The following is a 23,264-nucleotide window of genomic DNA, read 5'->3' on the forward strand; positions in this document are numbered from 1 at the left end:
TTTGCTTTCATATGAAGGCCAGCGCCAGCCAGGGCGCAATCATGACAATTGCGATCATGGCGACCATGATCAGCGCAAACGGGGCAGCGCCGGCGAATATGTCGCTGAGGCCTATTCGGTCATCGTCAAGATTCGATTTGATGACGAAACAGGCCACGCCAAGGGGCGGAGTCAGAAGTCCGATTTCGACGGCGATGATCGTGACGATCCCGAACCATACGAGATTGATCCCGAACGGCTCCACCACAGGCAGAATCAGCGGCAGCAGTATCAGCAGGATCGAAGCGCTGTCGAGGATCGTTCCGAGAAGAATGATCACAGCCAGATAGAGGACGAGGATCCCTGTGAGGCCAAGGTTCCAGGAAGCCAGCAGATCCGTCATGGCGTTCGGCAGTCCGGTCAGCGCGAGCAAGCGCGAGTACATGTGGGCTGCGATGATGAGAAAGGTGATCGAGGCAGTCACCTGACCGGTTTCGATCAGGATGCGTCCGATCTCGCGCCATCCGAGCCGCCCCTTGAACTGCGCCACGAGGAATGCGCCGAGCGCGCCGACGCCGCCGGCCTCGGTCGGGGTGAAAAACCCGCCATAGATGCCGCCCAGCACAAGCAGGATCAGGGCGACCACCGGCGCTGATTTCAGCAGCATTTCCGACGTTGCGATCGGGGCCGTGTCCAGACGGTTGGAAACGCCGGTGAAGCCGGATGCGAAGCGAGCCATCAGGAGGATTGCAACGCTGAACAGGACGGCCAGCACGATGCCGGGAAGAATGCCTGCCTTGAACAGGTCGCCGATCGAGACTTCCGCGAGTATCCCGTACAGGATCAGTAGAAGGGAAGGCGGGATCAGCATGCCGAGCACCGAAGATCCGGCGACCACACCCACAGAAAACCGTGGTGTATAGCCCTGGCGGATCAGTTCGGGGACGGCGACCTTCGTGAATACGGACGCCGAGGCGATCGACGTGCCGTTGACGGCGGCAAAGATGGCGTTGGCGAATACCGTTGCAATGCCGAGTCCGCCGCGAAACCTGCGGAACAACTGTCCGGCGACGTCGAACAGGTCGCGGCCCAGACCGGATGCTCCGACCAGGACGCCCATCAGCACGAATAGCGGGATGACGCCGAACGAATACCGGGCGACGCTGTCGAGAGCCGCCTGGGAGAGAAGAGCGCCGCCGATCGCGAACTTTCCCTTCACCAGAACAACGCCGACAAATGAGACCGCCATCAGCGCGATCGCGACATGCATGCCGGTCTGGATCAGCACAAGGATCACGGCGATCGAAGCAAGCCCGATTTCGATGTTGCTCATGTGTGGCGCTCCGGTTGAAACGCCATCCGGAACAGGCTGATCGTCAACATGGCGTAGACCACACAGGTCATGATGCATCCTGCGAGCACTGCGAGGACGAACGGCCAGCGGGGCAGGGTGAAGACGCCGTAGAGCCCGACTGTCTCGCGGTCCGCAATGGCCGATTCAATTTCGGGCCAGATGTAGCGCAGGAGAACCGCGAGCATGATCGTGCCGACAAGATGGTTCATTGCATCCATCAGCAGCGCCGCTCGTGGACTGCGCGCCATGATGCGCCCGATCACCATGTCGGATCGCACGGCGCGGCCAGAGGCCGTCGCATAGGGCAGTTGCAGGAAGACGATCGATACGATGGAAGCGCTGACAATTTCCGCGGTCGCTGGCAAAGGCGTTGAAAAGGCGCCGCGACCAATGACGTCCAGATTGATCATCGCCATGATGGCGACTGTTCCGAGACCACCAAGAATGGCCAGCACAAGGGCTATGGTTGTGAGGATGCGCTGCGCCGCCAACGGCGGCGCAGCGCGACTTTCTATTGTCATTCAGCGGTCCAGTCGCGGGCGAACTCCAGTCCGGCCTCGTTCGAAAGCTGCATGAACGTTTCAAGCGTCTTGCTGCCCGGTTGTCCCTGTGAATCGAGCTTCTCCGCCCAGTTCCGCGCAATATTGGGCATGTTGTCGGCATAGGCGGTCCGCATCTCGGGAGACAGCGACGAGATTGTCGCGCCTTCAGCCGACGCCTTCTCGAGGCTGGCCGAACCGGCCGTGTAGTAGGCTTCCGCCGTTTTGTCGCGGTACTCGGCGGCGACTTCCGTGATCACTGTTTTGACGTCATCGGGAAGGCTGTTCCAGACATCCAGGTTGATCGTGAGGGCGGACGAGTATTTGGCGCCGAACCCGATTTTCGTGATGTAAGGAGCGACCTCGTAGAACTTGTAGGGCGCTATGGCGGATTCGAAGACGATGGCGCCGTCGATAAGGCCGGTCGAAATCGAATTGTAATAGGTCGTCAGCGCTCCGGCGACCGGTGTCGCGCCACTGCCCGTCAGCCAGTTGAGCGCAAGGCCGCCGGTGCCGATCTTGTGGCCTTCAATGTCGGCAGGCGACTTGATCTCGAAATTCGTAACGAACTGGTAGTCGTCGATACCCACTGGCGCGAGAAGCTTTTGGTTGTTTTTCGCCCAGGCGGCGCCCATTTCCGGGATTTCCTGGTGCAATTTGGTGATGACCTTGAGGAGTGCGGGAAGATCCGACGTGCCGAAGGGCGTCACGTAGGTGATCTGCTCGAGAGGCAGCTTGTCGCCCTCGAAGAGATGCGGCACATAACCGAATTCGGCAATGCCGGTCTCGACGGCTTCCAGCACGCCTTTGACGTCTGCGACGGATCCGGCGTAGGCCTCCGTCCATTCGATGGAATGCTTGCCCTGTTCCTCAAGGCGGCGATTGACTTCCGGTATGAAGAAATCGCGGATATTCGCGACGCCCTTGGTGATCGGCGGATGACCGGCCACGACAGTGAACGAAAAAGTCTCCGCGTGTGCGAATCCGGATGCGGCGGCGAGCGCCAGAAACGCCACGCCGGTTTTAAGAATAGTTTTCATGCTTTCCTCCCTTAGATTGATTTTAGTCGTCTACAGGTGAGCCTCCCGCCTGTTCGGGATGTCCGTCATCATCCGGACCGGCCTTGTTTCCGATCAGAAAGGCGCCGGTCAGAAAATCGACGAGCTGCGTTCTGAGAACCCGTTTGTCGGCGGGTTTGCAAAGTCCTCCCGAGAGCCTTTGCAGCCGACTTTCAGGACCGTCGTCGCTCAAAGTCATCAAAATGGAGCCGACCATGAAATGGTAGCGCCAGTGCACCTCGGCGGGACCCAGCTGAGGCGTAGCGTTGCCCAGAGCGACCACATAGCGTTCCGCGACCCGGTCAAGTTCGTCGCGGACAACAGCTCGGGTCCACTCATTGGGTTCGACGCGATGTTTGAGAACCAGTCGCGCAAGTAGCAGGCCTGTCCGCGGGTCGTCTTCGTTTACATAGGCGTCCACGAACGACTCGATGACGGCGCGCAGATCCGGGCGCGCATCGTTCGCGCGCGCTTCGGTCTCGATCCGATCCAGATTCGCCAGTCTCCGGACCGTCGATCGATGAGCGACATCGCGAAAGACTTCCGTTGCGAGGTTGTCCTTGCCGCCAAAGTGATAGTTGACCGCCGCCGTGTTGGCGCCGGCTTTTTCGGCGAGCGCGCGTGTCGTCACGCCACCAATGCCGTGAGTGGCGAACATCTCTTCCGCGACGTGGCGGATCCGGCTTTTCGTCTGTTTTTCAATCGTATGATTCAAACGCATGTTTAAATCAAACCATTGAAACATTTGTTTGTCAAATTTGTGCGCGTTTCAATTCTTGCGGCGCATGCTGAATTTGTGGACATTGCCACATTCGAGCCCGACGAAATCGCTATGTTCACCGCTACCAAGTCGGGCGATTCAGGATGCGACAGTGATGGGCAGATATTCGTACTCGGCAGGCGCATCCAGTTCGGGGAGCAGGATCGGCAATGATTGCAGACCTCAATCCCTGCCAGGCATTCAGCAGACCGAGTGGCGTCGTCGCGGAGCGGCGGTCGCGGGCCACTGCATCGGCCGGGATCGCTAACAGGCAGGCTTGCTTTCACGGCGGCGGAGCGTTTAATTCCCCACGGTGACGGGGAGCCTGTTGATGATCCGCATTCTCACACTTGTTCTGGCGCTCACGGTCCCGGCCCTGTCGGGGGAAACGCCGAACAGTCCATTTGATGAAGCAAGACGATTATTGTTCAATCTCGGCTATCTCGAGCAGATAGAGGCCGATGGTGAGGCGCTTGCGGACGCAATCCGTCTCTACCAAAGCGATTGGGAACTCACGCAAACAGGCGTTGTCGACGACGATCTGATCGCCCGCCTGAAGCGGGACCATCCCGCCACGAAATCCAGAATGCACATGGCCGAAGGACAGGCGTGCCTGGTAAGGAATTCCTATCCCCAGGCGCAGGAGACGATAAACTATGAGGGACCTTGCGTTGACGGCTTAGCCAGTGGATCAGGGCGCGTTTCCTTCAAGTATCGTCTCAAAGGCGAGTGGCGCGAAGGCTCCTATGAGGGGCAACTCAAGAACGGCGTTACAAATGGATACGGTGTTTCCATATCCGGGAACGGCGCGCGTTACGAGGGTGGGTTTCGCGACGGACGTTACCACGGTTACGGTGTGAAGACCTGGCCGAGCGGCGACCGCTACGAAGGCGACCATGCCGACGGCAAGAGAAACGGTCGCGGCGTCTACACCTGGGCGAAGAGTGGAAACCGGTACGAAGGTGAGTATGTCGACGGGAAACGGGAGGGGTTCGGCGTGTTCACCTTCAAGGACGGATCCCGCTATGTCGGTTCATTCGCCAACAGCGCGCGCAACGGCTTCGGCATTTACGAATGGCCAGATGGCACGCGATATACGGGACGATATGTCGATGATGAACGCGAGGGCTACGGTGTATATGAAAAGCGGGATGGCCTTGTCTATCGCGGCGAGTATCTCGCGAATCAGAGGCACGGCCATGGCGTCCTCGAATGGCCGAACGGCCATCGTTATGATGGCGAATTCCTGGAGGGCGCCCGCACCGGACAAGGCAAATATGCCGGGCCGGATGGCGGCTTCTATGAAGGCGAATTCCTCGACGGCGAATTTCACGGGAAAGGTCTGCGGATATTCCCCAGCGGCGATCAATACATCGGAGAATGGAAAAACGGTCGGGCGGATGGCCACGGGGTGAATGTCAGCGTCGACGGCGGCGTCTACAAGGGCGAAGTCAGGGACAACATGTACAATGGTCATGGCGTCATAACCTGGTACGACGGTTTGCGATACAAGGGCGAGTGGGTGGACGCAAAGCCGCACGGACACGGAATCCTGACGGACTATGACGGCACGCCCTACGAAGGCGTATGGCGGGAAGGCTGCTTTGCCGACTTCTGGATCAATACGACCCCGGAGGCCTGTGGTCTGGAAGAAACGACAGATTCCGGCGACGACGCTGACTGAAGATCCGTTGTCCTTCGCTTTCGCCGGACAGCGCAATCAGGTCAGCGCCGCCATCTGTTCGTCGAGAAACCGCCGAATGTCGTCGGGCGGCGCCATTGAGCGGCGTGTTTCCGGATTGAAGAACACGTTGACCGATTGCGAGACGACGCAGCACTTGTCGCCCTGGAAGATCGCATATTGGGTGGTGATCGAGCGGCCGCCCACGTCGGCCAGACGTCCGCCGACCTCCACAGTGTCCGGATAGAGAATCTCCTGCAGATAGTCGACGGTCATGCTTGCGAGAACCATCCTGCGGTCAGGCAGGCGATCGCCGAACAGATTGTGCATGAAGCCCACGCGTCCGGATTCCAGATAGGCTGTAATCGCGACATTGTTGATATGCTGATTGGGATCCTGATCGGAATAGCGCAATGTTACGGGCGTAAAGATTGAATAGGCGCCGCGTTCGCGCGGGATCGTCTTGTCTGTCGGCATGTCTGGCGGTTACTTCCGTGTGGGATCTTCGGAGACGGCAACGAGCTGCTTGCCGAAGTTGCCGCCTTCAAGCAGTGAAATCAATGCCTGCGGAGCTGCTTCCAGCCCTTCGGCGATGGTTTCGCGGTATTTTATGCGGCCATCCCTGACCATCGGGCCGACGTGATCGAGGAACTCGGGAAACTGGTCGTAGTGATCGGTGACGATGAAGCCTCGCACGCTGAGGCGTTTGACAAGGATCGCCCGCCAGGTTCTTGGCAGATGGTTTTGTCCTTCAGAAGCGCCTTCGCCCAGGCCGCCGGCGTTGTACCAGGAAATTACGCCGCAGATCGGGATCCGGCCGAACGTGTTCATGAGCGGAAGCACGGCTTCCAGCGTCTTGCCCCCGACATTCTCGAAATAGATGTCGACGCCACCCGGGCACGCTTCGCCCATCGCCACTCTCAGGTCGTGCGGTGCTTTAGCGGCGCGGTGATCCAGGCAGGCGTCAAAGCCCAGCGCCTCGGTCGCATAGGCGCATTTTTCCGCTCCGCCTGCGACACCCACGACGCGCAGCCCCTGCGCCTTGGCGAGTTGTCCGACCATTGTGCCGACGGCCCCGGTCGCAGCGCCCACGACCAGTGTCTCGCCTTCCTTGGGACGACCGTGAATGTTGAGCCCGGCGTAGGCGGTCATTCCGGGCATGCCGAGAACGCCGAGGTTGGCCGACAGGGGCGCAACCTCCGGATCGAGTTTCCGCAGGCCCTTGCCGTCGGATACGCCGTGCGTGCACCAGCCGAAGCGATGATCCACAAAGTCGCCCACCGCAAAATCGGGATTGTTGGATTCGATGACCTGACCGACGCAGCCGCCTTCCATGGTCGCGCCGATTTCGACCGGCGCGGCGTAGGATGGACCGGCGTCCATGCGACCGCGCATGTAGGGGTCGAGAGAAAGCCAGATGGTGCGGACCAGAATCTCGCCGGGACCGGGGACCGGCATCGGCAATTCCTCAAGCCGGAAATTGTCCGGCGTAGGTGATCCGTCCGGCCGCGAAGCAAGCACGATCCGTTTCATTGTGTCATTGCTCATCATCTTTCCTCCTGATTGCTGGCCGGACAGCTCCGGCCCCGCTTCATTTGTCTTTTATCGTAATCTCGAAATCCTGCGTCTCCGCAGGTGGAACGTCTTCCCAGGGACGCAAATAGCCGTAGACGAGTTTGGCGTCGCCGGTCGAAAGCGGCGTGACCTCGATCGACAGGACCTGAGGCGCGCCCACCTTTGCGCTTGCTTCTTCGGCGGGAGCCCATCCGAGCTCCTTCAATTCAAGATGATCGAGGCCGCTGCTTTGATCTTCGACGAGGCGCCATGTGTAGCCGGTAGAGGGGGTGCCGTCGAGACGAAGGGTAAGCGTGGCGCCCACGACCGCATCGATCGTCTCGGCCGTCGCCGGCGAGACGGAAAACAGCATTGCGGCGATGGCGGCGTGAATCCTCATAATGCATCTTCCCTACAGCAACCGGCAGGAACCGGAAAGGCGCTTGTTGACCTCACAAACTGATTCAATCCGCTGGCAAAACGATTCAACTCTTGTGGATTTGCGCCATGAAATCATTGGATTTTCCGAATTCCTGTCCGCGCCGCTTGTCCGAAGCGCCTCACCTCGATAGTTTGCTGCCATTCGATTCCGGATTTTTTTCATGAAGTGTCTTATTGTTTCGGATCTGCATTACAATCTGAAAAAATACGACTTCGTTCTATCCGCGGCCGAGCATGTGGATCTGGTCGTTCTGGCCGGAGATTTCCTGGAAATATCGCTCTACATCGACCGCAAGGCGCAGGCGGTTGTCGTTCAGAAATACTTCCGGCGCATTCGTGAAAAGGCGCCTCTACTGATCTGTTCCGGCAATCATGATCTCGACAAGCGAAACGCGGCCGGAGAGCTGTGTTCGAAGTGGGTCGACAGGATGCGTCTGTACAACATCCACACCGATGGCGATTCGATCCTCATCGACGATATCCTCTTTAGCATGTGCCTGTGGGGGGAAGGCGAAGCGGGCAGGAAACTGATCGAGGAACAGCTTGACGAGGCAAGCGCCATGCGGCTCGATCGCTGGGTCTGGGTCCATCACGCTCCGCCGGCTGGGTCTCCGACAAGCTGGAACGGCAAACGCTCTTTCGGCGATCAGGATTTGCGTTGCTGGATCGAAACCTGGCAGCCGGATCTCGTTTTCTGCGGTCACGTTCACCAGGCGCCATTCGTCGAAAAGGGATCCTGGATCGACCGTATCGGAAAGACGGTCGTCTTCAACGCCGGACACCAGTTAGGCGCCCTGCCGTCCTACATCCTTCTGGATACGGAATCGTCGCAGGTCTATTGGCGCGGTCAGGCGGGAACGCACAGCGCCAATATCAACCAGCCGATTACGGATGCGCTCGAAATATCAGAAGATGTGCCCGACTGGGTCATTTCTATGGGTCGTCTGGAAGCTCGTCATCTGACGTGAACTGGTCGTCCTGTTCGTGCGCGAGTGATTCAAGCACTTCGTCGACCATGCCGAAATGGTCCTTGTATTCCTGAAACTGTCGCTTGAGATCGACCAGGTAGGCGGTGGAATTGTTAAGTCGGAGCGCAAGTATGCGCGCGATAGGCAAGAGCAGGACGGGGTTTTCTTCGAGAAAGCGCCGCGCGCCATCCACGATATACACCTTCGCGTCGGTCGCCGCCCGCACATTGGCGGTGTGATCGACGTCGAGCAGGATCGACATTTCCCCGAAGACCGAACCGGGTTCGGTCACCATCGCGATCGAAACGTCGCCCCGGTAAACCTCGAGAGCGCCTTCGGCAAGCACGAAAAGGCGATCCGAGCGACCGCCTTCCGTCATGATGATTTCGCCTTCGGTCAACGGCGCCGGTTCCCGGTCGCTGAAATATCGCAGTATGGACGACATGGACTCACGAATATTCTGGCCGCCTCAATGAATTGCGATGCGGCTTCATCGCAACTCAAACACATATCTGTCCGGTTTTGCAAATTAACCTGTCATCCGCACGAAAAAGGGCGACCCGCTTCCGGGCCGCCCCAAACATTCTGCTCGTCACATCCGGATTATCCGGAACGCTGATCCAGCAGCGGCGTGATGTTTCGGATGGTTACTCGGCGATTGCGCCATTCGTCATACGGCGTGTCGATCTTGAGATACTGCTCGCCATAACCCTGAATGACGAGATTTTCCGGCGGCACGTCGTAGGCTTCCACCAGTATCTGGGCAACGGTTTCAGCGCGACGGTCGGACAGGGTCAGATTGTAAATGTCCGTGCCCACGGCGTCCGTGTGTCCTTCTACCAGGAACAGCGCATTCGGGTCGCGGTCGATGACGTCGAGCATGCCGCCGGCGATGTCGGCGAGATACGGAACCTGTGACGGCCCGACATAGGCGCTCCCGGAGGCGAAATTGACCGAATCGAGATCGACCCGCCGAACCATGGCGCGAACGCGTTCGTTCTCGCGAATGTCGCGCAGCGTGTAGTCATGGGTAACTTCCGCGACCGGAGGCGCCGACCATACGTCGGCCAGCTGGCGACGGCCGTAGCCGCCGCTTTCCACGACATACTGGTCGTAGGGAATGGTGATCTGGAGCGGCGGAAGCTGCCGGTCGTAATTGACGGGTCTCTGGCGGTCGTCGCGGGTGTCGAACATGACCACCTGCTCGCCATTCGGAAACACCTTCACGCGGCGCAGCACATATCCGCCGGGATCACGCACCGTAATGATCTGAACGCCGTTGTGGCGGGTAATGATTTCCCGCGTCATGCCGTTGCGCATCCGTTCGTATTCGACGTCCCTGCTGTCATGGCGGAAGAGCGCGCTTTCGTCCTTGCGAACATAATAGCGGCCGTCGCGTTCAACGACGAAACGGTCGCCTTCGTCTTCCACAACGCGTCCGCCGAGTGCAGGGGCCAGCACGCCGACGGCGATGCCTGCGGCGGCGGCGCCGATCAGTGCTTCACGATTGCGTTTTGCATCCTCGCGCCTATCCTGCTCGGCCCGGCGCAGGCGATCGCGTTGACGCTCTGTGATGTTTTCCGGAACGACGGCGACCGGACGCTCTTCTGCTGCCTCGATCTGCTGTTCGACGGGCGCTTCCGCAATTGGCTTCGGCTTGGGAGCGTCCGGTTGGGGACGCGGCGCCGCTTGCCGTTTTTCAGGCGGTCTGCGACGCGGCTCTTCAGTCACGGCGTCGCGCGGTTCGCTGCGGTTGGTTACCGCGTTCTGGCGATCCTGATCGCCCCGCTGACGCTGACCAGCTTCATTGCTTTTATTCCTTCTTGGCTGGTCAGCCGTCGTGGCGGGTTTTTCCTTTGGTTCGGGAGCAGCCGTTTCCATACCTTCGGGCTTGGGCTCCGGCTTCGGAGCGGCTTCTTCTACCGGCTTCGGCTCAGGTTTGGGGGCCGCGTGTTCGACTGGCCGTTCCGGACGCTCCGGGCGTTCGGCGCGTTGCGGGCGATTTTCCGGATTTTCCCCCGCGCGCTTGTCGCCTTGCGCATCCTGCGCCGGCTCCGGTCGCTTGTTTTCAGCCGCGTCCTGCGGCTTCGGTCTCTGTTGCTGGCGGTTGTTCGCCTGTTCCCGACGGTTGTCCCGCCGCTCACCGATGGCGCCAGCCATGGCGGCGCGGGCGGCGTCGAGCTCGTGCTTGGCTTCTTCCAAGCCTTCTCCGGTGGCGCGGGCGCGCTCGAAGTTGCGGCGCGCCTGATCAAGCCGCTGTTTTGCTTCACCCATCGTCTGTGCGCTCGCTTGAGTGGCTGCGAACACCGTCGCCCCGGTGACCGCGACAGCCGTTGCAGGCGTCGTCGCCTGGCCGACGACAATGGTCAGTGCGGTTGTGGCGTTGAGCAAGCTGCGTAACATCTGAATTTCCTCGTGAGTCTTGTTATGCCCGTCCGCTTGCGGCGGGCTGATTATCTCAGTATCCGAAACGATCATGGCCGGTCTTGGTTCCGATCATTGACGTTTCCGGCCGATCACTAAACACTACGCTGCATGAACCCTGCATTAATGACGATCGCCGCCGATCTGATCCGGCGAATTCCGCGCGCTGAGCGCGATTTGCTGGATGCAATGGCGTTGACGGAAAACGGTCTGGATTGCCGGTCTGAAGCCGGAATCCGCAGTCTCCTGGCCACCTTTCCGGGCGCGATCGTGCATGATGCGGAAACCGATCGCATACGCTTTGCGTCGCAGGACATGCGCCGCGCATTCAGGCAATTGCTGGATTCGGCCGCGGACGATCAGGTTTCGTTACCGCCGGCGACGCTTTATGCGCGGGGCGAGGTTGCGCCGGCCATACTGGCGGCCCTGAAAGCCGGAATGCTGGAAGACGCGCTTGTATGGTTTCGCGAGCAGGGCGGTATTTTCTTCATGCATTATCATGGCCAGGACGCCTGTGGGCGTATTCTGGACGGTTTCCCGGATGACGTGCGCCGCGAAAACTCGACTGTTGTTTTGTGTTCGGCGATGCACGCCCTGAAGTCAGGCAGCGTCAACAGGGCGCGTCACATTCTGCGCGAGTTCCGGGGCCCGGAAGCCATCGACATCGAACGCGTCGTCACGAGCCCGGACCGCTATTCGCTGGAGTTCCGGTCGTTTCGCCTGTTGATGGGCCTTTATGAAGACGTGGCCTATTCGAAGCGCATCCAGCAATGCATGTTCGACCTGCTGGGTGAATTCTCGCTCGAAGACCATCTCAATCGCGGCGCCATCTACAACACAATGCTGGAACTGTGCATGCAGCAACAGCAACTGGGCACGGCGGAGGAGATCGCCAATCGCGCCGCCTATCACTACAGGCTCGCCGACGCGCACCTCATGGTGTTCTACATCGAGTTCCATCGCGGCGTGCTGGCGCTCATCCGGGGCTCCGTGCCGGACGCCGACGTGGCGGTGCATGCGGCTGAAAGCGCCCTCGGGCGAGTTGCATTCGATTCTCCGACAGATCGGCGATTGCTCGACCTGTTGAAGGCGATTACCGCCTATGAGAAGGGTGACGCGGAAGGGCTCGTCGCCTATCTCAACAGCGAGTTCGACAAGTTCGCCTATGGCGAGTTGTGGCCAACCATCGTCGAACTGGCGCTCTATTACGGAAGTCTCGCCATCAGTGGCGAGTTGGGTGTTGCGGCGGCGCGCGCGTTTCTAGAGAAATGGCGCGTCCAGGAATGGCGGTCGCATCGTTTTCACGACGTTATCACCTTTCGGCAGATCGATATTCTGCAGAACCACAATCGTTGGCAGGAGGCGGCGGACCTGCTCAACACCGTGCAGGCCAGGATCAATCGCACCTGGGTGGAGTCTGCAGAGGAGGCGCTGTCGCGGCTAGATGACAGCCGTGAAATCTGCATCGCGATGGCGTGGCTGAAACACCTCATCCATCAGGGCGCGGACGGGGACATGCGCGCGCGCCAGATCGAGGCGTTTCTCAACAATCCCAATCTGAACGGGCGCCAGCGCGCGGTCCAGATGATATGGGACGCCTATGTCGCGCGATCGCAGCGCAGCCTCACCCGTGCGCGACAACAGTTCACGCGGGCGCTGGAGGACTCGATGCGTTCAGGCGCGCTCACTCATCTCGTCGGAGAACGGGCTCTTATCGACAGGCTGCGTGATGACAGGCGCATCGCGGATTTTGTCCTGTCCACGCCCGGAACGGCCAGTTACTTGCGCAAGCTGGATCATTTCCACGCGACGTCGCAGCGCGACATGCCTGGCCTGACCCGGCAGGAGAAGCGGGTTCTGACGCTGGTCGCGGAGGGCGGGTCCAACAAGTTTGTGGCGCGCCAGATGCGGTTGTCGGAGGTGACGGTCAAGTTTCACCTGTCGAATATCTACCGCAAGATCGGGTGTCGCCGGCGCGCGGAAGCCGTCGCGGCCGCCCGCGCCCTGAATTGGGTCGCGTGACGCATACCGCCTAAGACCTATACCAATATCTTCAAAACCTATACTATTAGCCGGTTGTGAAACCGCGAACTTTTCGCCGATCATGAGAGGACGGCGGACCTGTGCAACCAAGACCGGGCCGCCGTGCAAACGGGGAACCGACATCAACATGCTGTCGAATCGCATCTTGTTGCTTGCCAGACGCCTCGTCGGTTTCGCCGGCGTGATGCTCGTGCTTTCCATCATCATATTCGCGCTTGCAAGGATCGTTCCCGGCGACCCGGCGCGCATCGCGCTCGGACCCAGCGCCACCCAGGAGCAGGTCGACGCCATGCGCCAGGAAATGGGTCTCGATAAGCCGCTGGTTCAGCAATACATGGATTACGTCACGCACGGCGTGCGCGGCGATTTCGGAAAATCGCTGATATCGGGCCGCCAGGTCAGCCACGAAATCGCCAGTCTGCTGCCTGCAACGCTCGAACTGGTAATCGCGACGGTCTTCCTCATCGTCGTCATCTCGATACCGCTCGGCGTAATGACGGCGCGCCATCGCAACAGCTGGATCGATAATGTCGGCCGCTTCTTCTCAATCGTCGGCGTCACCATGCCGAGTTTCCTCTTTGCCATTTTGCTTCAGCTTGTCGCCGCGAGCTTCATGCCAGACTGGCCCGTGATCGGCCGCATCAACTATTCGCTGGACATCCCTGCAGGGCCAACCGGACTGCTGGTCGTGGATTCGATCCTCCACGGACGCTGGGACGTTCTGGGAAGCGCCCTGAAACATCTGGCGTTTCCGGCGCTTGCGCTCGCCATGGCCGGCATCGGCCAGATCACGCGCATCACCCGCTCGGCGATGATAGAGCATCAGCGCCGCGATCATGTGCTCACGCTCAAATCCTTCGGCGTGCCGGAACGCGTGATCATCTTCCGCTACCTGCTCAAGCTGTCCTCGATTGCGCCGCTCACGATCATGGGGCTCGAATTCGCGTCGCTCATCGGCAACGCCTTCGTCGTCGAGATGGTGTTTTCCTGGGGCGGTTTCGCGTCCTACGGGCTCGAGGCGATCCTGCAGAAAGACCTCAACGCCGTCATGGCCGTGGTGCTCGTCTCGGGCCTGTTCTTCGTGATCGCCAATCTGGTCATCGATATCGCGCTGATGGTGATCGACCCGCGGCTGCGTTTCAAGGAGGCCGGAGTATGAGCGCTGTCGCCGAAAGCGAGCCAAAGGCCCTCAGCGCCGGCTACATGGCCTGGTACAGGTTCAGCCGCAATCCGGCGGCGCTCATCGGCGCACTCATGGTCATCTCCGTGATCCTGCTCGCCATATTCGCGCCGCTGATCGCCCCCTATCCGGACGACGTCGGGGCGAAGGTCGATTTCCGGTCCCGGCATATGGCGCCTGACTGGGCGCACTGGATGGGTACTGACAAGGTCGGCCGCGATATCCTCACACGCGTGATATTCGGTTTTCGCGTCTCGCTGCTGCTTGTGATCGGCGTGCTCGGCGTCGCCGTTCCGGTCGGGGCGGTGCTCGGCATGCTCGCTGGCTTTTTCAGCGGCGCCGTCGAGAAGATCATTTCCGGCTTCACCAACGTGATGCTGGCCATTCCGCCGCTGGTCATGGCGCTCGCCATCGGCAATGTGCTCGAGCCCAATCTCGTCAATGCGATGCTCGCCATCACCTTCCTCTGGTGGACCTGGCATGCGCGGCTCGTTTACCGCGTTTCCAAATCGATCGCCGCGGAAGACTACATCGAGGCGGCCCGGCTTGCCGGCGCCAGTCACTGGCATATCCTCACGCGCGAAATCCTGCCGAACTGCGTTTCGGTGATTTCCGTCAAGACCACGCTGGACGCCGCCTTCGTCATCCTGTTCGGCGCGACGCTCTCCTTCCTCGGCCTTGGTGTGAAGCCCCCGACTCCGGATCTCGGCACCATGGTCGCCGACGGCCGGCAATTCCTGCCGGAAATGTGGTGGGGCGTGCTCGGGCCGGGCTTTGCGATCTTCTACGCAACCCTCGGCTTCAATCTGCTGGGCGACGGCCTGCGCGACATGTTCGACGTGGAAGTCTGAACCATGAGCGCTCTGCTTCAGATCAAGGATCTCGATGTCTCCTTCATGACCTACGGCTACCGCAGCCACATTCTGAAAAATGTCTCGCTCGAAGTGCCTGTAGGCGGACGCGTAGCCTTGATCGGCGAGACGGGCTCGGGAAAATCCGTGACCAGCAAGGCCGTGCTCGGAACCCTGCCGGACAACGCGACGGTCGAGGGCGGTTCGATCCGCTTTGCCGGCGATGACCTGCTGCATCTTCCCCAGAGCAAGCGCGACGCGCTGAAGGGCACGGCCTTCTCGATCATCATGCAGGATCCGTTGAGCTCGTTCAATCCGGTGTTCCGCATCGGCCGGCATCTCGACGACGTGATCTATTTCGCGGACCGTCGCCTCGGCGAGAAATCAGACGCCGCCGATCGCCGCCAGCGTATCCACACAGTGTTGCGCCAGGTGCAGCTCGCCGATCCCGAGCGCGTCTGCCGCGCCTATCCCTCGCAGCTTTCCGGAGGCATGCGGCAACGCGTTCTCATCGCGCTTGCGCTGCTCCATCAGCCGAAACTTCTGATCGCTGACGAACCAGGCACCGCCCTTGACGTGACGACCCAGGACGAGATCATGAAGCTGATCAACCGGCTGGTCTCCGACAACGGGCTGACGCTGCTCATGATCACGCATAATCTCGGCGTCGTGCGCAAGATGGCCGACGACATCTACGTCATGCGCAAGGGCGAGATCGTCGAACACGGCACGCTCGCCACCATCTTCCAGACGCCGCAGCAGGCCTACACGAAGCAATTGATCGCTGCGATCCCGCCGCTCTACGGCCCGAAGGTCGTGGATCAAAAGCCGGTCGAAGCGGAAACCGTCGTTGAACTCTCGGCCGTCACCAAGGTGTTCGAGGAGAAGTTCCTGTTTACCCGCGGCGCCGGACACACGGCCGTCCGCGACGTGTCCCTGAAGATCCGCCGCGGCGAGATCTTCGGCCTCGCCGGAGAATCCGGTTCCGGCAAGACGACCGTCGCCCGCATGATCATGGGGCTGATCCGGCCGAGCAGCGGACGGATCGTCGTTGACGGGCGCGATGTCTCGCAGGCCGGTCGCGACAGCGCCTTCCGACGCAAGATCCAGATCGTCTACCAGAACCCGGGCACGTCGCTCAATCCCAAGCGAACCGTCGGGCAGACGCTCACCGTGCCGCTGCAGTTTTCGGGCGCCAGGCGCGGCGCGCTCAACGAACGGATCGAAAAGCTGCTGGCGCAGGTGGAGCTACCGGCGCATTTCACGTCGAAGTATCCGCATGAATTGTCGGGCGGTCAGAAACAGCGCGTGGCGATCGCGCGAGCGCTTGCGGCCGATCCGGAAATTCTGGTGCTCGACGAGCCGACGTCCGCGCTTGACGTGTCGGTGCAGAAGAACGTCATCGATCTCTTGCACAGGCTGCGCGACGAACTCGGCCTGACCTTCCTGTTCATTTCCCATGACCTTTCGCTGATGCGCAATTTTTGCAGCCAGATCGCCATCATGCTGAAGGGCGAAATCGTCGAGGCGGGCGAACCCCGCACGGTGTTTGGCGATCCGCAACACCCATACACCCGCGCGCTGATCGCCGCCGTTCCGGTGATGAGCGATGCGGAAGACAATTTGAAACCCAAGACAAGCCGGGAAGACCAGCAGCGGTATCTTGCCGATGCCGTGACCTGAACCGGTTGCCTACACAGGAGAGAAGCGTGCTTAGATTAGGGATCGATGTTGGCGGAACGAATACCGATGCGGTGATCATGCGAGGTCGCCAGGTCCTGTCGGGCTTCAAGGCGTCGACGACGCAGGACGTGACCACCGGCGTGCTGGATGCGCTGGAAGGCGCCATCGACAAGGCCGGCGTCGATCGCGCCGACATCGGCAATGTGATGATCGGCACGACCCATTTCACGAACGCGGTCATCGAGCGCAAGCACATCAACCCGGTCGCCGCCATTCGTCTCGGGCTGCCGGCGACCGCGTGTCTGCCACCCATGGTCGACTGGCCGGACGATCTGCGCGAGGCGGTTGGCAATCACGGTTATCTGGTGCGCGGCGGATACGAGTTCGACGGTCGCGAGATCGCTCCGCTGGACGAGGCAGAGATCGACCGTATCGGCGACGACATCAATACCCGCAAGATCAAGGTCGCGGCCATCAGCTCCGTCTTCAGCCCGATCAACCAGGCGATGGAAACGGCTGCGCGCGACCGGCTGCTGCAGAAAAGCCCCGATGTTTCGGTCGTTCTTTCCAGCGATATCGGCCGCATCGGTCTTCTGGAGCGCGAAAGCGCGGCGATCATGAACGCCAGTCTGTTGGCGCTCAGCGACCGCACCGTCGAAGCCTTCGCCGAAGCGCTGAAATCGGCGGGTCTGACCTGTCCCTTCTATATCACCCAGAACGACGGCACGCTGATGGCGGCCGACATGGTGCGACGTTTCCCGGTTTTGACATTCGCCTCAGGCCCGACCAATTCCATGCGCGGCGCGGCGTTCCTGACCGGCGAGCGTGACGGCATCGTCGTTGACATTGGCGGCACCACCACCGACGTAGGCGCGCTCCAGCACGGCTTTCCGCGCCAGGCGGCGACCGTCGTCGACATCGGCGGCGTGCGGACGAATTTCCGCATGCCGGATGTGTTCTCAATCGGCCTCGGCGGTGGTTCGCTCGTACGCAAGAACGCAGACGGCGACATCACCGTCGGCCCGCAATCCGTGGGCTACCGGATCACAAGCGAAGCGCTCGTTTTCGGCGGCGACACGTTGACTGCGACCGATATCGCAATCGCCAGGGGCGAGGCCGATTTCGGCGATCGCGCCGCTGTCGCCAGTATCGAAGCAGCCACACTGGATGGCGCCCGCGCGGCAATGACAGGAATGCTGGAGCGCGCCGTCGAGCGCAGCCGGATTTCTCCGGAGCCCATTCCGGTCATTGCCGTGGGCGGCGGGTCGATCCTGATGCCTGACCAGCTCGGCGATCTCCAGGTCATCCGGCCGGAGAACTTCGCGGTCGCCAATGCAGTGGGCGCCGCGATCGCGCAAATCAGCGGCGAAGTGGATCGCATCTACTCGCTGGAAAACGGCCTGACTCGCGACATCTGCCTCAAACAGGCCGAGGAGGAGGCGACAAAGAAGGCCGTCGAGTCAGGCGCTGTCGCCGAGACCATCGAGACGATCGAACGCGAAGACGTGCCGCTCGCCTATCTTCCCGGCAACGCCACGCGCATTCACGTCAAGGTGGTCGGCGAAATGGGGGGGCTCGATGCTTAGCAGGCAGTCCGAAATGCGAGTCGTCACCGAAGAGGATATCGACGCGCTGGAAATCGGTTCGGCGATCCTCGGCACCGGCGGCGGCGGCAATCCCTATATCGGCAAGCTGCGCGCGAAACAGGTTCTGCGGGAAGGTCGCCAGATGCGGATCCTGCCGCTGCAGGCTCTTCCGGATGACGCCAAGGTGGTTTCGCTCGGCGGCATCGGCGCGCCGCTCGTCTCGCATGAGCGCATCAAGGAGGGCCGTGAAGGCCTGCGCTGCGTGCGCGCGCTCGAGGAGCGCTTCGGCTTCAGGATCGACGCCATCGCCTGCGAGGAGATCGGCGGACAGAACAGCATGGAGCCGCTGATCATCGCGGCGCTCGCCGGACTGCCGGTCGTAGACTGCGACGGCATGGGGCGGGCCTTTCCGGAAATGCAGATGACGACCTATTCCATCTACGGCCATTGCAGCACGCCCAGCGTCATGTGCGATTGCCACGGCAATGTCGTGACTTTCGATCACGCGGTTTCGGAGCTTTGGCACGAAAAGATGGCGCGCGCCTGCGTGGTGGCGCAGGGCGGTTCGTCAACACTGGCGAGCGCGCCGATGGACGGCATTTTCGTGAAGCGGTTCGCCATACCGGATTCCTACACCAAGGCGATTTCGCTCGGACGCACAGTTCGCTCCGCCCAGAAGCGCAACGAGGATCCCGTGCAGGCGATCTGCGCTTTTGAGCACGGCAAGCAGGTCTTCACTGGAAAGATCGTCGATCTCAAGAGACACCTCAAAGGCGGTTTCGTCCGCGGCGAGGCGGTACTTGACGGTTTCGATGATTTTCAGGGCGATACGGCGCAAATCGACATCCAGAACGAGTACCTCGTGTTCACCCGCAACGGTGTGGTCGAGGTCATCGTGCCGGACCTCGTCGTCATTCTCGACAACGATACGGGCGAGGCGATTTCCACGGAAATGTTGCGATATGGCCAGCGGGTCAGCGTTCTGGCGCTGCCGTGCCATCCGCTCCTCCGCTCTCCGGAAGCGCTCAAGGTGGTCGGGCCGTCAGGCTTTGGACTGGGTCATCTGACCTACCGGCCGATGGAGGATACGAACAGGAAGGATATTCCGGCATGAGCGGATTTGTCATCAATGCAGAAGACATGGAGGCGATCGCCACGGGCGGCGCGTTTCTGGGAACCGGCGGGGGAGGCGATCCCTATATCGGAAAGCTGATGGCGCAGGCGGCCATCGCCGAATACGGGCCGGTCAGCGTGATCGACGTCGAGGACGTTGCAGACGACGCGCTGTGCGTGCCGGTCTGCATGATGGGCGCGCCGACGGTCATGGTCGAGAAACTGCCGAACGGCAAGGAAGCCCGCGAGGCGCTGGCCCAGCTCGAGGCGTTTCTCGGACGCAAGGCGGATGCGTTGATCTGCGTCGAGGCCGGCGGCCTCAACTCCACGATCCCTTTCGCGGTAGCTTCTGCGACAGGCCTGCCGCTGATCGACGGCGACGGCATGGGCCGGGCCTTTCCGGAAATCCAGATGGTCAGTTTCACCATGCAGGACGTTTCGGCGACTCCGATGGTGATTGCCGACGAAAAAGGCAACAGCTCGGTTCTCAATACCATCTCCAACGTATGGACTGAACGGCTGGCGCGCGTCCAGACCGTGCAGATGGGCGGATCCGCCCTGGTTGCCGTCTATCCCATGAGTGGCGTCGAGGTGAAGAAGAGCATTCTGCGCAACACCTTGTCGCTGATCCGGGAGGTCGGCCAGACGATCGCCTCGGAAAAGGCCAGCCGCCGCAACCCGGCGGAAGCGCTGATCAGGCGTCTTGACGGAAAGCGCCTGATGACCGGCCGCGTCGTCGATATCGAACGGCGCACCGAAGGCGGGTTCGCCCGCGGCACGGCGACGCTGAAAGGCATGGACCAGGATGAGGGCAGCACCTTCAAGGTCCATTTCCAGAACGAATTTCTCATCGCGCTCAACGATCGCGACGAAATGCTTGCCGTGACGCCGGATCTGATCTGCGCGCTCGACGCCGATGGCGGCTTGCCGGTGACGACGGAGCAATTGCGCTTCGGTCTCGCCGTGACGTTGATCGGCCTGCCTTGCGATCCGAAATGGCGGTCCGAGGCGGGCGTCGATCTCGTTGGTCCCGGCTATTTCGGCTACGCGCAGACCTACGTTCCACTTGAAGAATTGCCAAACGGAAACTGAGAAAAGGAGAACGGAAATGATGAAACTGGGACTTGGATTGGCCTGCGCCGCAGCGATTGCGGCGTCTACGGCCCTGACCGCGCCGGCGGTCGCTCAGGACAAGGTGTCGCTTGTCGTCAATACGGTGCAGATTTTCGGCACCATCGATCCGGCCAAGATCAATGACTACACGGAATACATGGCGGCGGTGAACCTCTATGATGGTCTGACGACGGTGAGCCCGGAAGGGCAGGTCGTCCCGCAACTCGCCGAAAGCTGGGAAGTCTCCGACGACAGCAAGACCTACACTTTCAAGCTGAAAGAAGGCGCGACTTTCCAGGACGGCAGTCCGGTCGAGGCCAAGGACGTCGTCTACACGATGAAGCGCCTGCTCGCGCTCAATGAAGGCCCGTCCTATCTGTTCGCAGACCTGATCGCCGCCGACGCCGTCAAGGCGATCGACGACATGACGGTCGAAATCACGCTCAACAAGGTTTATTCGCCGTTCCTCACCAACACGCCGCTGATCCTCGTCGTCAATTCGGATCTGCTGGCCGAGCAGGATGGCGAATGGGCCGAAACATATCTCGGCGACAATTCCGCCGGCGCCGGGCCTTACAAGCTCGACAACTGGACGCGCGGCGCACAGATGATGCTGAGCCGCTACGACGGCTATCACGCCGGTTGGCCGAACGAGAAGCCGATCGACGATCTGCGCTTCGTGGTCACCCGAGACGAGGCGACCGTCAAGGCGCTCGCCACCAAGGGCGAGCTCGGCATGTCCTCGCAATATCAGGGAAACGAGACCTATGAGGCGATCTCCAAACTGCCGAACTACAAGATCATCGCCGCCGATACGGCGACCGGCTTCTACATCAAGCTGAACAACCAGACCCCGCCGACCGACGACGTGCATATCCGCCGCGCCATCTCTTATGCGATGGACTACGACACAATCCGGGACGTCATCTATCCGGGCGGTCAGTTGAACGGGCCGCTGGCGCCTGTCTTCGCCGACGCCTATCTCGACAGCCTGCCCGACACGGAATTCGACCTCGAAAAGGCCAAGGAAGAGGTCGCGAAGTCGAAATACGCAGGCTCAGAGCCGATCAAGATCGTTCACAGCTACGTCGCCAAGACGGCCTTCGAGGAAGAGATCGGCCTGCTGTTCAAGTCGGCGCTGGAAATGATCGGCTTCGAGGTGGAACTGCAGCCCGAGCCCTGGAACCGCATCACCGAACTCGCCGCCTCCGTCGAGACGACGCCGAATGCGACCCAGGTCTTCTACGGTCCGACCTACCCGTCGCCGGATTCCGTCTTCTACGTCCAGTACCATTCCCGCGCCAAGGGAACCTGGTCGTCGATGGAATGGGTGATGGATCCCGAGATCGACGCGCTGATCGACAAGTCGCGCCAGACGACGGACATCGCCGAACAGAACATGCTCTACAAGGAAATCCAGCAGAAGCTCTACGACCGCCAGTCGGACGTCTTCCTGCTGACCCAGACGAAGCGCTTCGCGGCCAACAAGTGCCTGCAGGGCTACGCCTGGGTTCCGATGCAGAGCTGGGACACCGACTTCTCCCGCTTCTGGTGGAACTGCGACGAATAAGGACTTTCCTGCAAAGGGTTCCCTCCGGGCGTTATCTCCCTGACGCCCGGCAACTGCGCCCCCGTTCGCTCGGACGGGGGTTTTTTCTTGGCGCTGCAATTGTCACCAGCGCCATGGCTGGTTTGTGGACGGTCACAGATCTGTCGTAAATCCGCAATCAAAGTGACAACCCATGCGCCTATGAGCGCTACAGCACGTCCGCACTGAACGTGTCTGTCAAACAACTGGGGGATCTGTCATGATCATTTCACGTCGCCGGCTTATGCAAGGCGCCACCGCAGCCGGGGCCTTCGCCGCCGCGCCCGCCATCCTCAAATCGCATGATGCGCTCGCGTCGTCCGGCCAGGTCAACGTCTTTGCCTGGGGCGACTACATCCAGCCGAACATGATCGAACTGTTCGAAAAGGATACGGGCATCAAGATCAACCTGTCGACCTTCGGCTCCAACGACGAAGCCGAGCAGAAACTGAAGGCCGCGGGCGGCAAGGGCTTCGACGTCATCTTCCCGTCCGTCACCAACGGCAATAACTACTATCCGGACGGTCTTCTGCAGCCGCTCGACGAGGAAAAGCTCGTCAACGCCGGCAACCTCATCCCGTCGATGGTTCGCGATTCCGTCGTGCTTGGCGGCACCTATCGCGGCAAGCGCTACCTGATGCCGTTCGACTGGGGCACGGAAGCCATCACCTTCGATTCCGCGACCTTCGATCTGAGCGACGCCGATGTCTCCTACGGCTCCATGTGGATGCCGGATGCAGTCGGCAAGGCCACATTCCGCCAGAAATCGGCGATCATGGGCGTCGGTCTCTATCTCGACGCCACCGGCGAACTGAAGTCCGACCGCATGCTAGACGTCTACAAGACGGAAGACGATGCGCGCCGCGTCTGGTCCGCCTGCGCCGACTACATCATCGCGCACAAGGAAAACATCGCAGCTTTCTGGAACAACGCGACCGAAGCCACCAACGCCTTCAAGCAGGCGGGCGCCGCGATCGGCCAGACCTGGGACACGACCGGCCTTCTTTTGAACCGGGAAGACGCGAAGTGGAAATATCGCATGCCCACGGAAGGCGGTATCACCTGGATGGACTCGATCGGCATGCCGTCCGGCGCCGCCAATGTCGAGCAGGGCTACGCCTTCATCAATGCGATGTTCACGCCGGAAATGGGCGGGCTTCTTTCCAAGAACACCGGTTACAACTCTGCTGTAGCCGGCGCCGCGGAACATGCGGGCGAGGAGTACAAGAAGCAGTTCACAGAGGTCTACAACCCTGACAATCTTGCCAATCTCTGGTGGTGGCAGGCCGATACGCCCTGGTTCGCTCCGCTGCGCCAGGAATATGTCGACAAGATCACCAACGCCTGAT

General features: G+C 60.8%; 20 protein-coding genes. 11 read left to right on the plus strand and 9 right to left on the minus strand.

Annotated features, from left to right (window positions below; translation table 11 throughout):
* Positions 1–7: 7 nt before the first annotated feature.
* From AAFN47_RS09150 to AAFN47_RS09165, 4 genes are read right to left on the minus strand one after another with little or no spacing between them, the layout of a single operon-like run.
* On the minus strand, positions 8–1,312 hold the full coding sequence (locus AAFN47_RS09150; RefSeq protein WP_499808907.1) for a TRAP transporter large permease: 1,305 nt from the start codon (positions 1,310–1,312) through the stop codon (positions 8–10).
* Complete coding sequence (locus AAFN47_RS09155; protein WP_499808908.1) at positions 1,309–1,854, minus strand: TRAP transporter small permease subunit; 546 nt, start codon at positions 1,852–1,854, stop codon at positions 1,309–1,311. The genes AAFN47_RS09150 and AAFN47_RS09155 overlap by 4 nt, the downstream gene beginning before the upstream one ends.
* On the minus strand, positions 1,851–2,912 hold the full coding sequence (locus AAFN47_RS09160) for a C4-dicarboxylate TRAP transporter substrate-binding protein (RefSeq protein ID WP_499808909.1): 1,062 nt from the start codon (positions 2,910–2,912) through the stop codon (positions 1,851–1,853). Before AAFN47_RS09160 ends, AAFN47_RS09155 begins: the two co-directional genes overlap by 4 nt.
* Positions 2,913–2,934: 22 nt before the next feature.
* On the minus strand, positions 2,935–3,651 hold the full coding sequence (locus tag AAFN47_RS09165) for a TetR/AcrR family transcriptional regulator (RefSeq protein WP_499808910.1): 717 nt from the start codon (positions 3,649–3,651) through the stop codon (positions 2,935–2,937).
* A 370-nt stretch (positions 3,652–4,021) separates the two neighbouring features.
* On the opposite strand from AAFN47_RS09165, the gene AAFN47_RS09170 reads away from it, so the two are divergent.
* A complete protein-coding gene (locus tag AAFN47_RS09170) occupies positions 4,022–5,374 on the plus strand; it encodes a hypothetical protein (protein ID WP_499808911.1) in 1,353 nt (450 codons plus the stop codon).
* 36 nt (positions 5,375–5,410) lie between these two features.
* Here AAFN47_RS09170 and AAFN47_RS09175 read toward each other — a convergent pair whose 3' ends face one another.
* The 3 genes from AAFN47_RS09175 to AAFN47_RS09185 are packed head-to-tail and all read right to left on the minus strand — an operon-like array spanning position 5,411 to position 7,325.
* Complete coding sequence (locus AAFN47_RS09175) at positions 5,411–5,848, minus strand: acyl-CoA thioesterase (RefSeq protein WP_499808912.1); 438 nt, start codon at positions 5,846–5,848, stop codon at positions 5,411–5,413.
* Between the two features lie 9 nt (positions 5,849–5,857).
* Complete coding sequence (curA, locus tag AAFN47_RS09180; protein ID WP_499808913.1) at positions 5,858–6,919, minus strand: NADPH-dependent curcumin/dihydrocurcumin reductase; 1,062 nt, start codon at positions 6,917–6,919, stop codon at positions 5,858–5,860.
* A 43-nt stretch (positions 6,920–6,962) separates the two neighbouring features.
* Positions 6,963–7,325, minus strand: coding sequence for a protease inhibitor I42 family protein (locus AAFN47_RS09185; RefSeq protein ID WP_499808914.1), 363 nt, complete (start codon positions 7,323–7,325; stop codon positions 6,963–6,965).
* Between the two features lie 202 nt (positions 7,326–7,527).
* Between AAFN47_RS09185 and AAFN47_RS09190 the strand changes: the two genes are divergently transcribed.
* Positions 7,528–8,334, plus strand: a complete 807-nt coding sequence (locus AAFN47_RS09190) for a metallophosphoesterase family protein (protein WP_499808915.1) — start codon at positions 7,528–7,530, stop codon at positions 8,332–8,334.
* Here the strand turns inward: AAFN47_RS09190 and AAFN47_RS09195 are convergent.
* Complete coding sequence (locus tag AAFN47_RS09195) at positions 8,300–8,779, minus strand: Crp/Fnr family transcriptional regulator (protein WP_499808916.1); 480 nt, start codon at positions 8,777–8,779, stop codon at positions 8,300–8,302. The genes AAFN47_RS09190 and AAFN47_RS09195 overlap by 35 nt on opposite strands.
* Positions 8,780–8,937: 158 nt before the next feature.
* On the minus strand, positions 8,938–10,737 hold the full coding sequence (locus AAFN47_RS09200) for an OmpA family protein (RefSeq protein WP_499808917.1): 1,800 nt from the start codon (positions 10,735–10,737) through the stop codon (positions 8,938–8,940).
* A gap of 147 nt (positions 10,738–10,884) precedes the next feature.
* Here AAFN47_RS09200 and AAFN47_RS09205 point away from each other — a divergent pair, with 147 nt between their 5' ends.
* From AAFN47_RS09205 to AAFN47_RS09245, 9 genes are all read left to right on the plus strand, one after another.
* Positions 10,885–12,780 (plus strand): helix-turn-helix transcriptional regulator, encoded by a 1,896-nt coding sequence (locus AAFN47_RS09205; RefSeq protein WP_499808918.1) that lies wholly within the window; start codon positions 10,885–10,887, stop codon positions 12,778–12,780.
* Between the two features lie 148 nt (positions 12,781–12,928).
* Positions 12,929–13,960, plus strand: coding sequence for an ABC transporter permease (locus AAFN47_RS09210; protein ID WP_499808919.1), 1,032 nt, complete (start codon positions 12,929–12,931; stop codon positions 13,958–13,960).
* Complete coding sequence (locus AAFN47_RS09215) at positions 13,957–14,832, plus strand: ABC transporter permease (protein WP_499808920.1); 876 nt, start codon at positions 13,957–13,959, stop codon at positions 14,830–14,832. The genes AAFN47_RS09210 and AAFN47_RS09215 overlap by 4 nt, the downstream gene beginning before the upstream one ends.
* 3 nt (positions 14,833–14,835) lie before the next feature.
* Positions 14,836–16,515: a dipeptide ABC transporter ATP-binding protein gene (locus AAFN47_RS09220; RefSeq protein ID WP_499808921.1), complete on the plus strand. Its 1,680-nt coding sequence runs from the start codon at positions 14,836–14,838 to the stop codon at positions 16,513–16,515.
* A 26-nt stretch (positions 16,516–16,541) separates the two neighbouring features.
* On the plus strand, positions 16,542–18,101 hold the full coding sequence (locus AAFN47_RS09225) for a hydantoinase/oxoprolinase N-terminal domain-containing protein (protein WP_499808922.1): 1,560 nt from the start codon (positions 16,542–16,544) through the stop codon (positions 18,099–18,101).
* Between the two features lie 13 nt (positions 18,102–18,114).
* Complete coding sequence (locus AAFN47_RS09230) at positions 18,115–19,215, plus strand: S-methyl thiohydantoin desulfurase family protein (RefSeq protein WP_499808923.1); 1,101 nt, start codon at positions 18,115–18,117, stop codon at positions 19,213–19,215.
* Complete coding sequence (locus AAFN47_RS09235) at positions 19,212–20,306, plus strand: S-methyl thiohydantoin desulfurase family protein (protein ID WP_499808924.1); 1,095 nt, start codon at positions 19,212–19,214, stop codon at positions 20,304–20,306. Before AAFN47_RS09230 ends, AAFN47_RS09235 begins: the two co-directional genes overlap by 4 nt.
* 19 nt (positions 20,307–20,325) lie before the next feature.
* Positions 20,326–21,897, plus strand: coding sequence for an ABC transporter substrate-binding protein (locus AAFN47_RS09240; protein WP_499808999.1), 1,572 nt, complete (start codon positions 20,326–20,328; stop codon positions 21,895–21,897).
* A gap of 238 nt (positions 21,898–22,135) precedes the next feature.
* Positions 22,136–23,263, plus strand: a complete 1,128-nt coding sequence (locus AAFN47_RS09245; protein WP_499808925.1) for an extracellular solute-binding protein — start codon at positions 22,136–22,138, stop codon at positions 23,261–23,263.
* Position 23,264: the final 1 nt, after the last annotated feature.

This window comes from Hoeflea sp. CAU 1731 (assembly GCF_039888615.1).
Classification (GTDB): Bacteria; Pseudomonadota; Alphaproteobacteria; order Rhizobiales; family Rhizobiaceae; genus Flavimaribacter.

Excerpts from the sequence above, each read along its gene's own strand:
- AAFN47_RS09150 (WP_499808907.1), bottom strand. The coding sequence starts at position 1,312 with ATGAGCAACATCGAAATCGGGCTTGCTTCGATCGCCGTGATCCTTGTG.
- AAFN47_RS09155 (WP_499808908.1), bottom strand. The coding sequence starts at position 1,854 with ATGACAATAGAAAGTCGCGCTGCGCCGCCGTTGGCGGCGCAGCGCATC.
- AAFN47_RS09160 (WP_499808909.1), bottom strand. The coding sequence starts at position 2,912 with ATGAAAACTATTCTTAAAACCGGCGTGGCGTTTCTGGCGCTCGCCGCC.
- AAFN47_RS09165 (WP_499808910.1), bottom strand. The coding sequence starts at position 3,651 with ATGCGTTTGAATCATACGATTGAAAAACAGACGAAAAGCCGGATCCGC.
- AAFN47_RS09170 (WP_499808911.1), top strand. The coding sequence starts at position 4,022 with ATGATCCGCATTCTCACACTTGTTCTGGCGCTCACGGTCCCGGCCCTG.
- AAFN47_RS09175 (WP_499808912.1), bottom strand. The coding sequence starts at position 5,848 with ATGCCGACAGACAAGACGATCCCGCGCGAACGCGGCGCCTATTCAATC.
- curA (WP_499808913.1), bottom strand. The coding sequence starts at position 6,919 with ATGAGCAATGACACAATGAAACGGATCGTGCTTGCTTCGCGGCCGGAC.
- AAFN47_RS09185 (WP_499808914.1), bottom strand. The coding sequence starts at position 7,325 with ATGAGGATTCACGCCGCCATCGCCGCAATGCTGTTTTCCGTCTCGCCG.
- AAFN47_RS09190 (WP_499808915.1), top strand. The coding sequence starts at position 7,528 with ATGAAGTGTCTTATTGTTTCGGATCTGCATTACAATCTGAAAAAATAC.
- AAFN47_RS09195 (WP_499808916.1), bottom strand. The coding sequence starts at position 8,779 with ATGTCGTCCATACTGCGATATTTCAGCGACCGGGAACCGGCGCCGTTG.
- AAFN47_RS09200 (WP_499808917.1), bottom strand. The coding sequence starts at position 10,737 with ATGTTACGCAGCTTGCTCAACGCCACAACCGCACTGACCATTGTCGTC.
- AAFN47_RS09205 (WP_499808918.1), top strand. The coding sequence starts at position 10,885 with ATGACGATCGCCGCCGATCTGATCCGGCGAATTCCGCGCGCTGAGCGC.
- AAFN47_RS09210 (WP_499808919.1), top strand. The coding sequence starts at position 12,929 with ATGCTGTCGAATCGCATCTTGTTGCTTGCCAGACGCCTCGTCGGTTTC.
- AAFN47_RS09215 (WP_499808920.1), top strand. The coding sequence starts at position 13,957 with ATGAGCGCTGTCGCCGAAAGCGAGCCAAAGGCCCTCAGCGCCGGCTAC.
- AAFN47_RS09220 (WP_499808921.1), top strand. The coding sequence starts at position 14,836 with ATGAGCGCTCTGCTTCAGATCAAGGATCTCGATGTCTCCTTCATGACC.
- AAFN47_RS09230 (WP_499808923.1), top strand. The coding sequence starts at position 18,115 with ATGCGAGTCGTCACCGAAGAGGATATCGACGCGCTGGAAATCGGTTCG.
- AAFN47_RS09235 (WP_499808924.1), top strand. The coding sequence starts at position 19,212 with ATGAGCGGATTTGTCATCAATGCAGAAGACATGGAGGCGATCGCCACG.
- AAFN47_RS09240 (WP_499808999.1), top strand. The coding sequence starts at position 20,326 with ATGAAACTGGGACTTGGATTGGCCTGCGCCGCAGCGATTGCGGCGTCT.
- AAFN47_RS09245 (WP_499808925.1), top strand. The coding sequence starts at position 22,136 with ATGATCATTTCACGTCGCCGGCTTATGCAAGGCGCCACCGCAGCCGGG.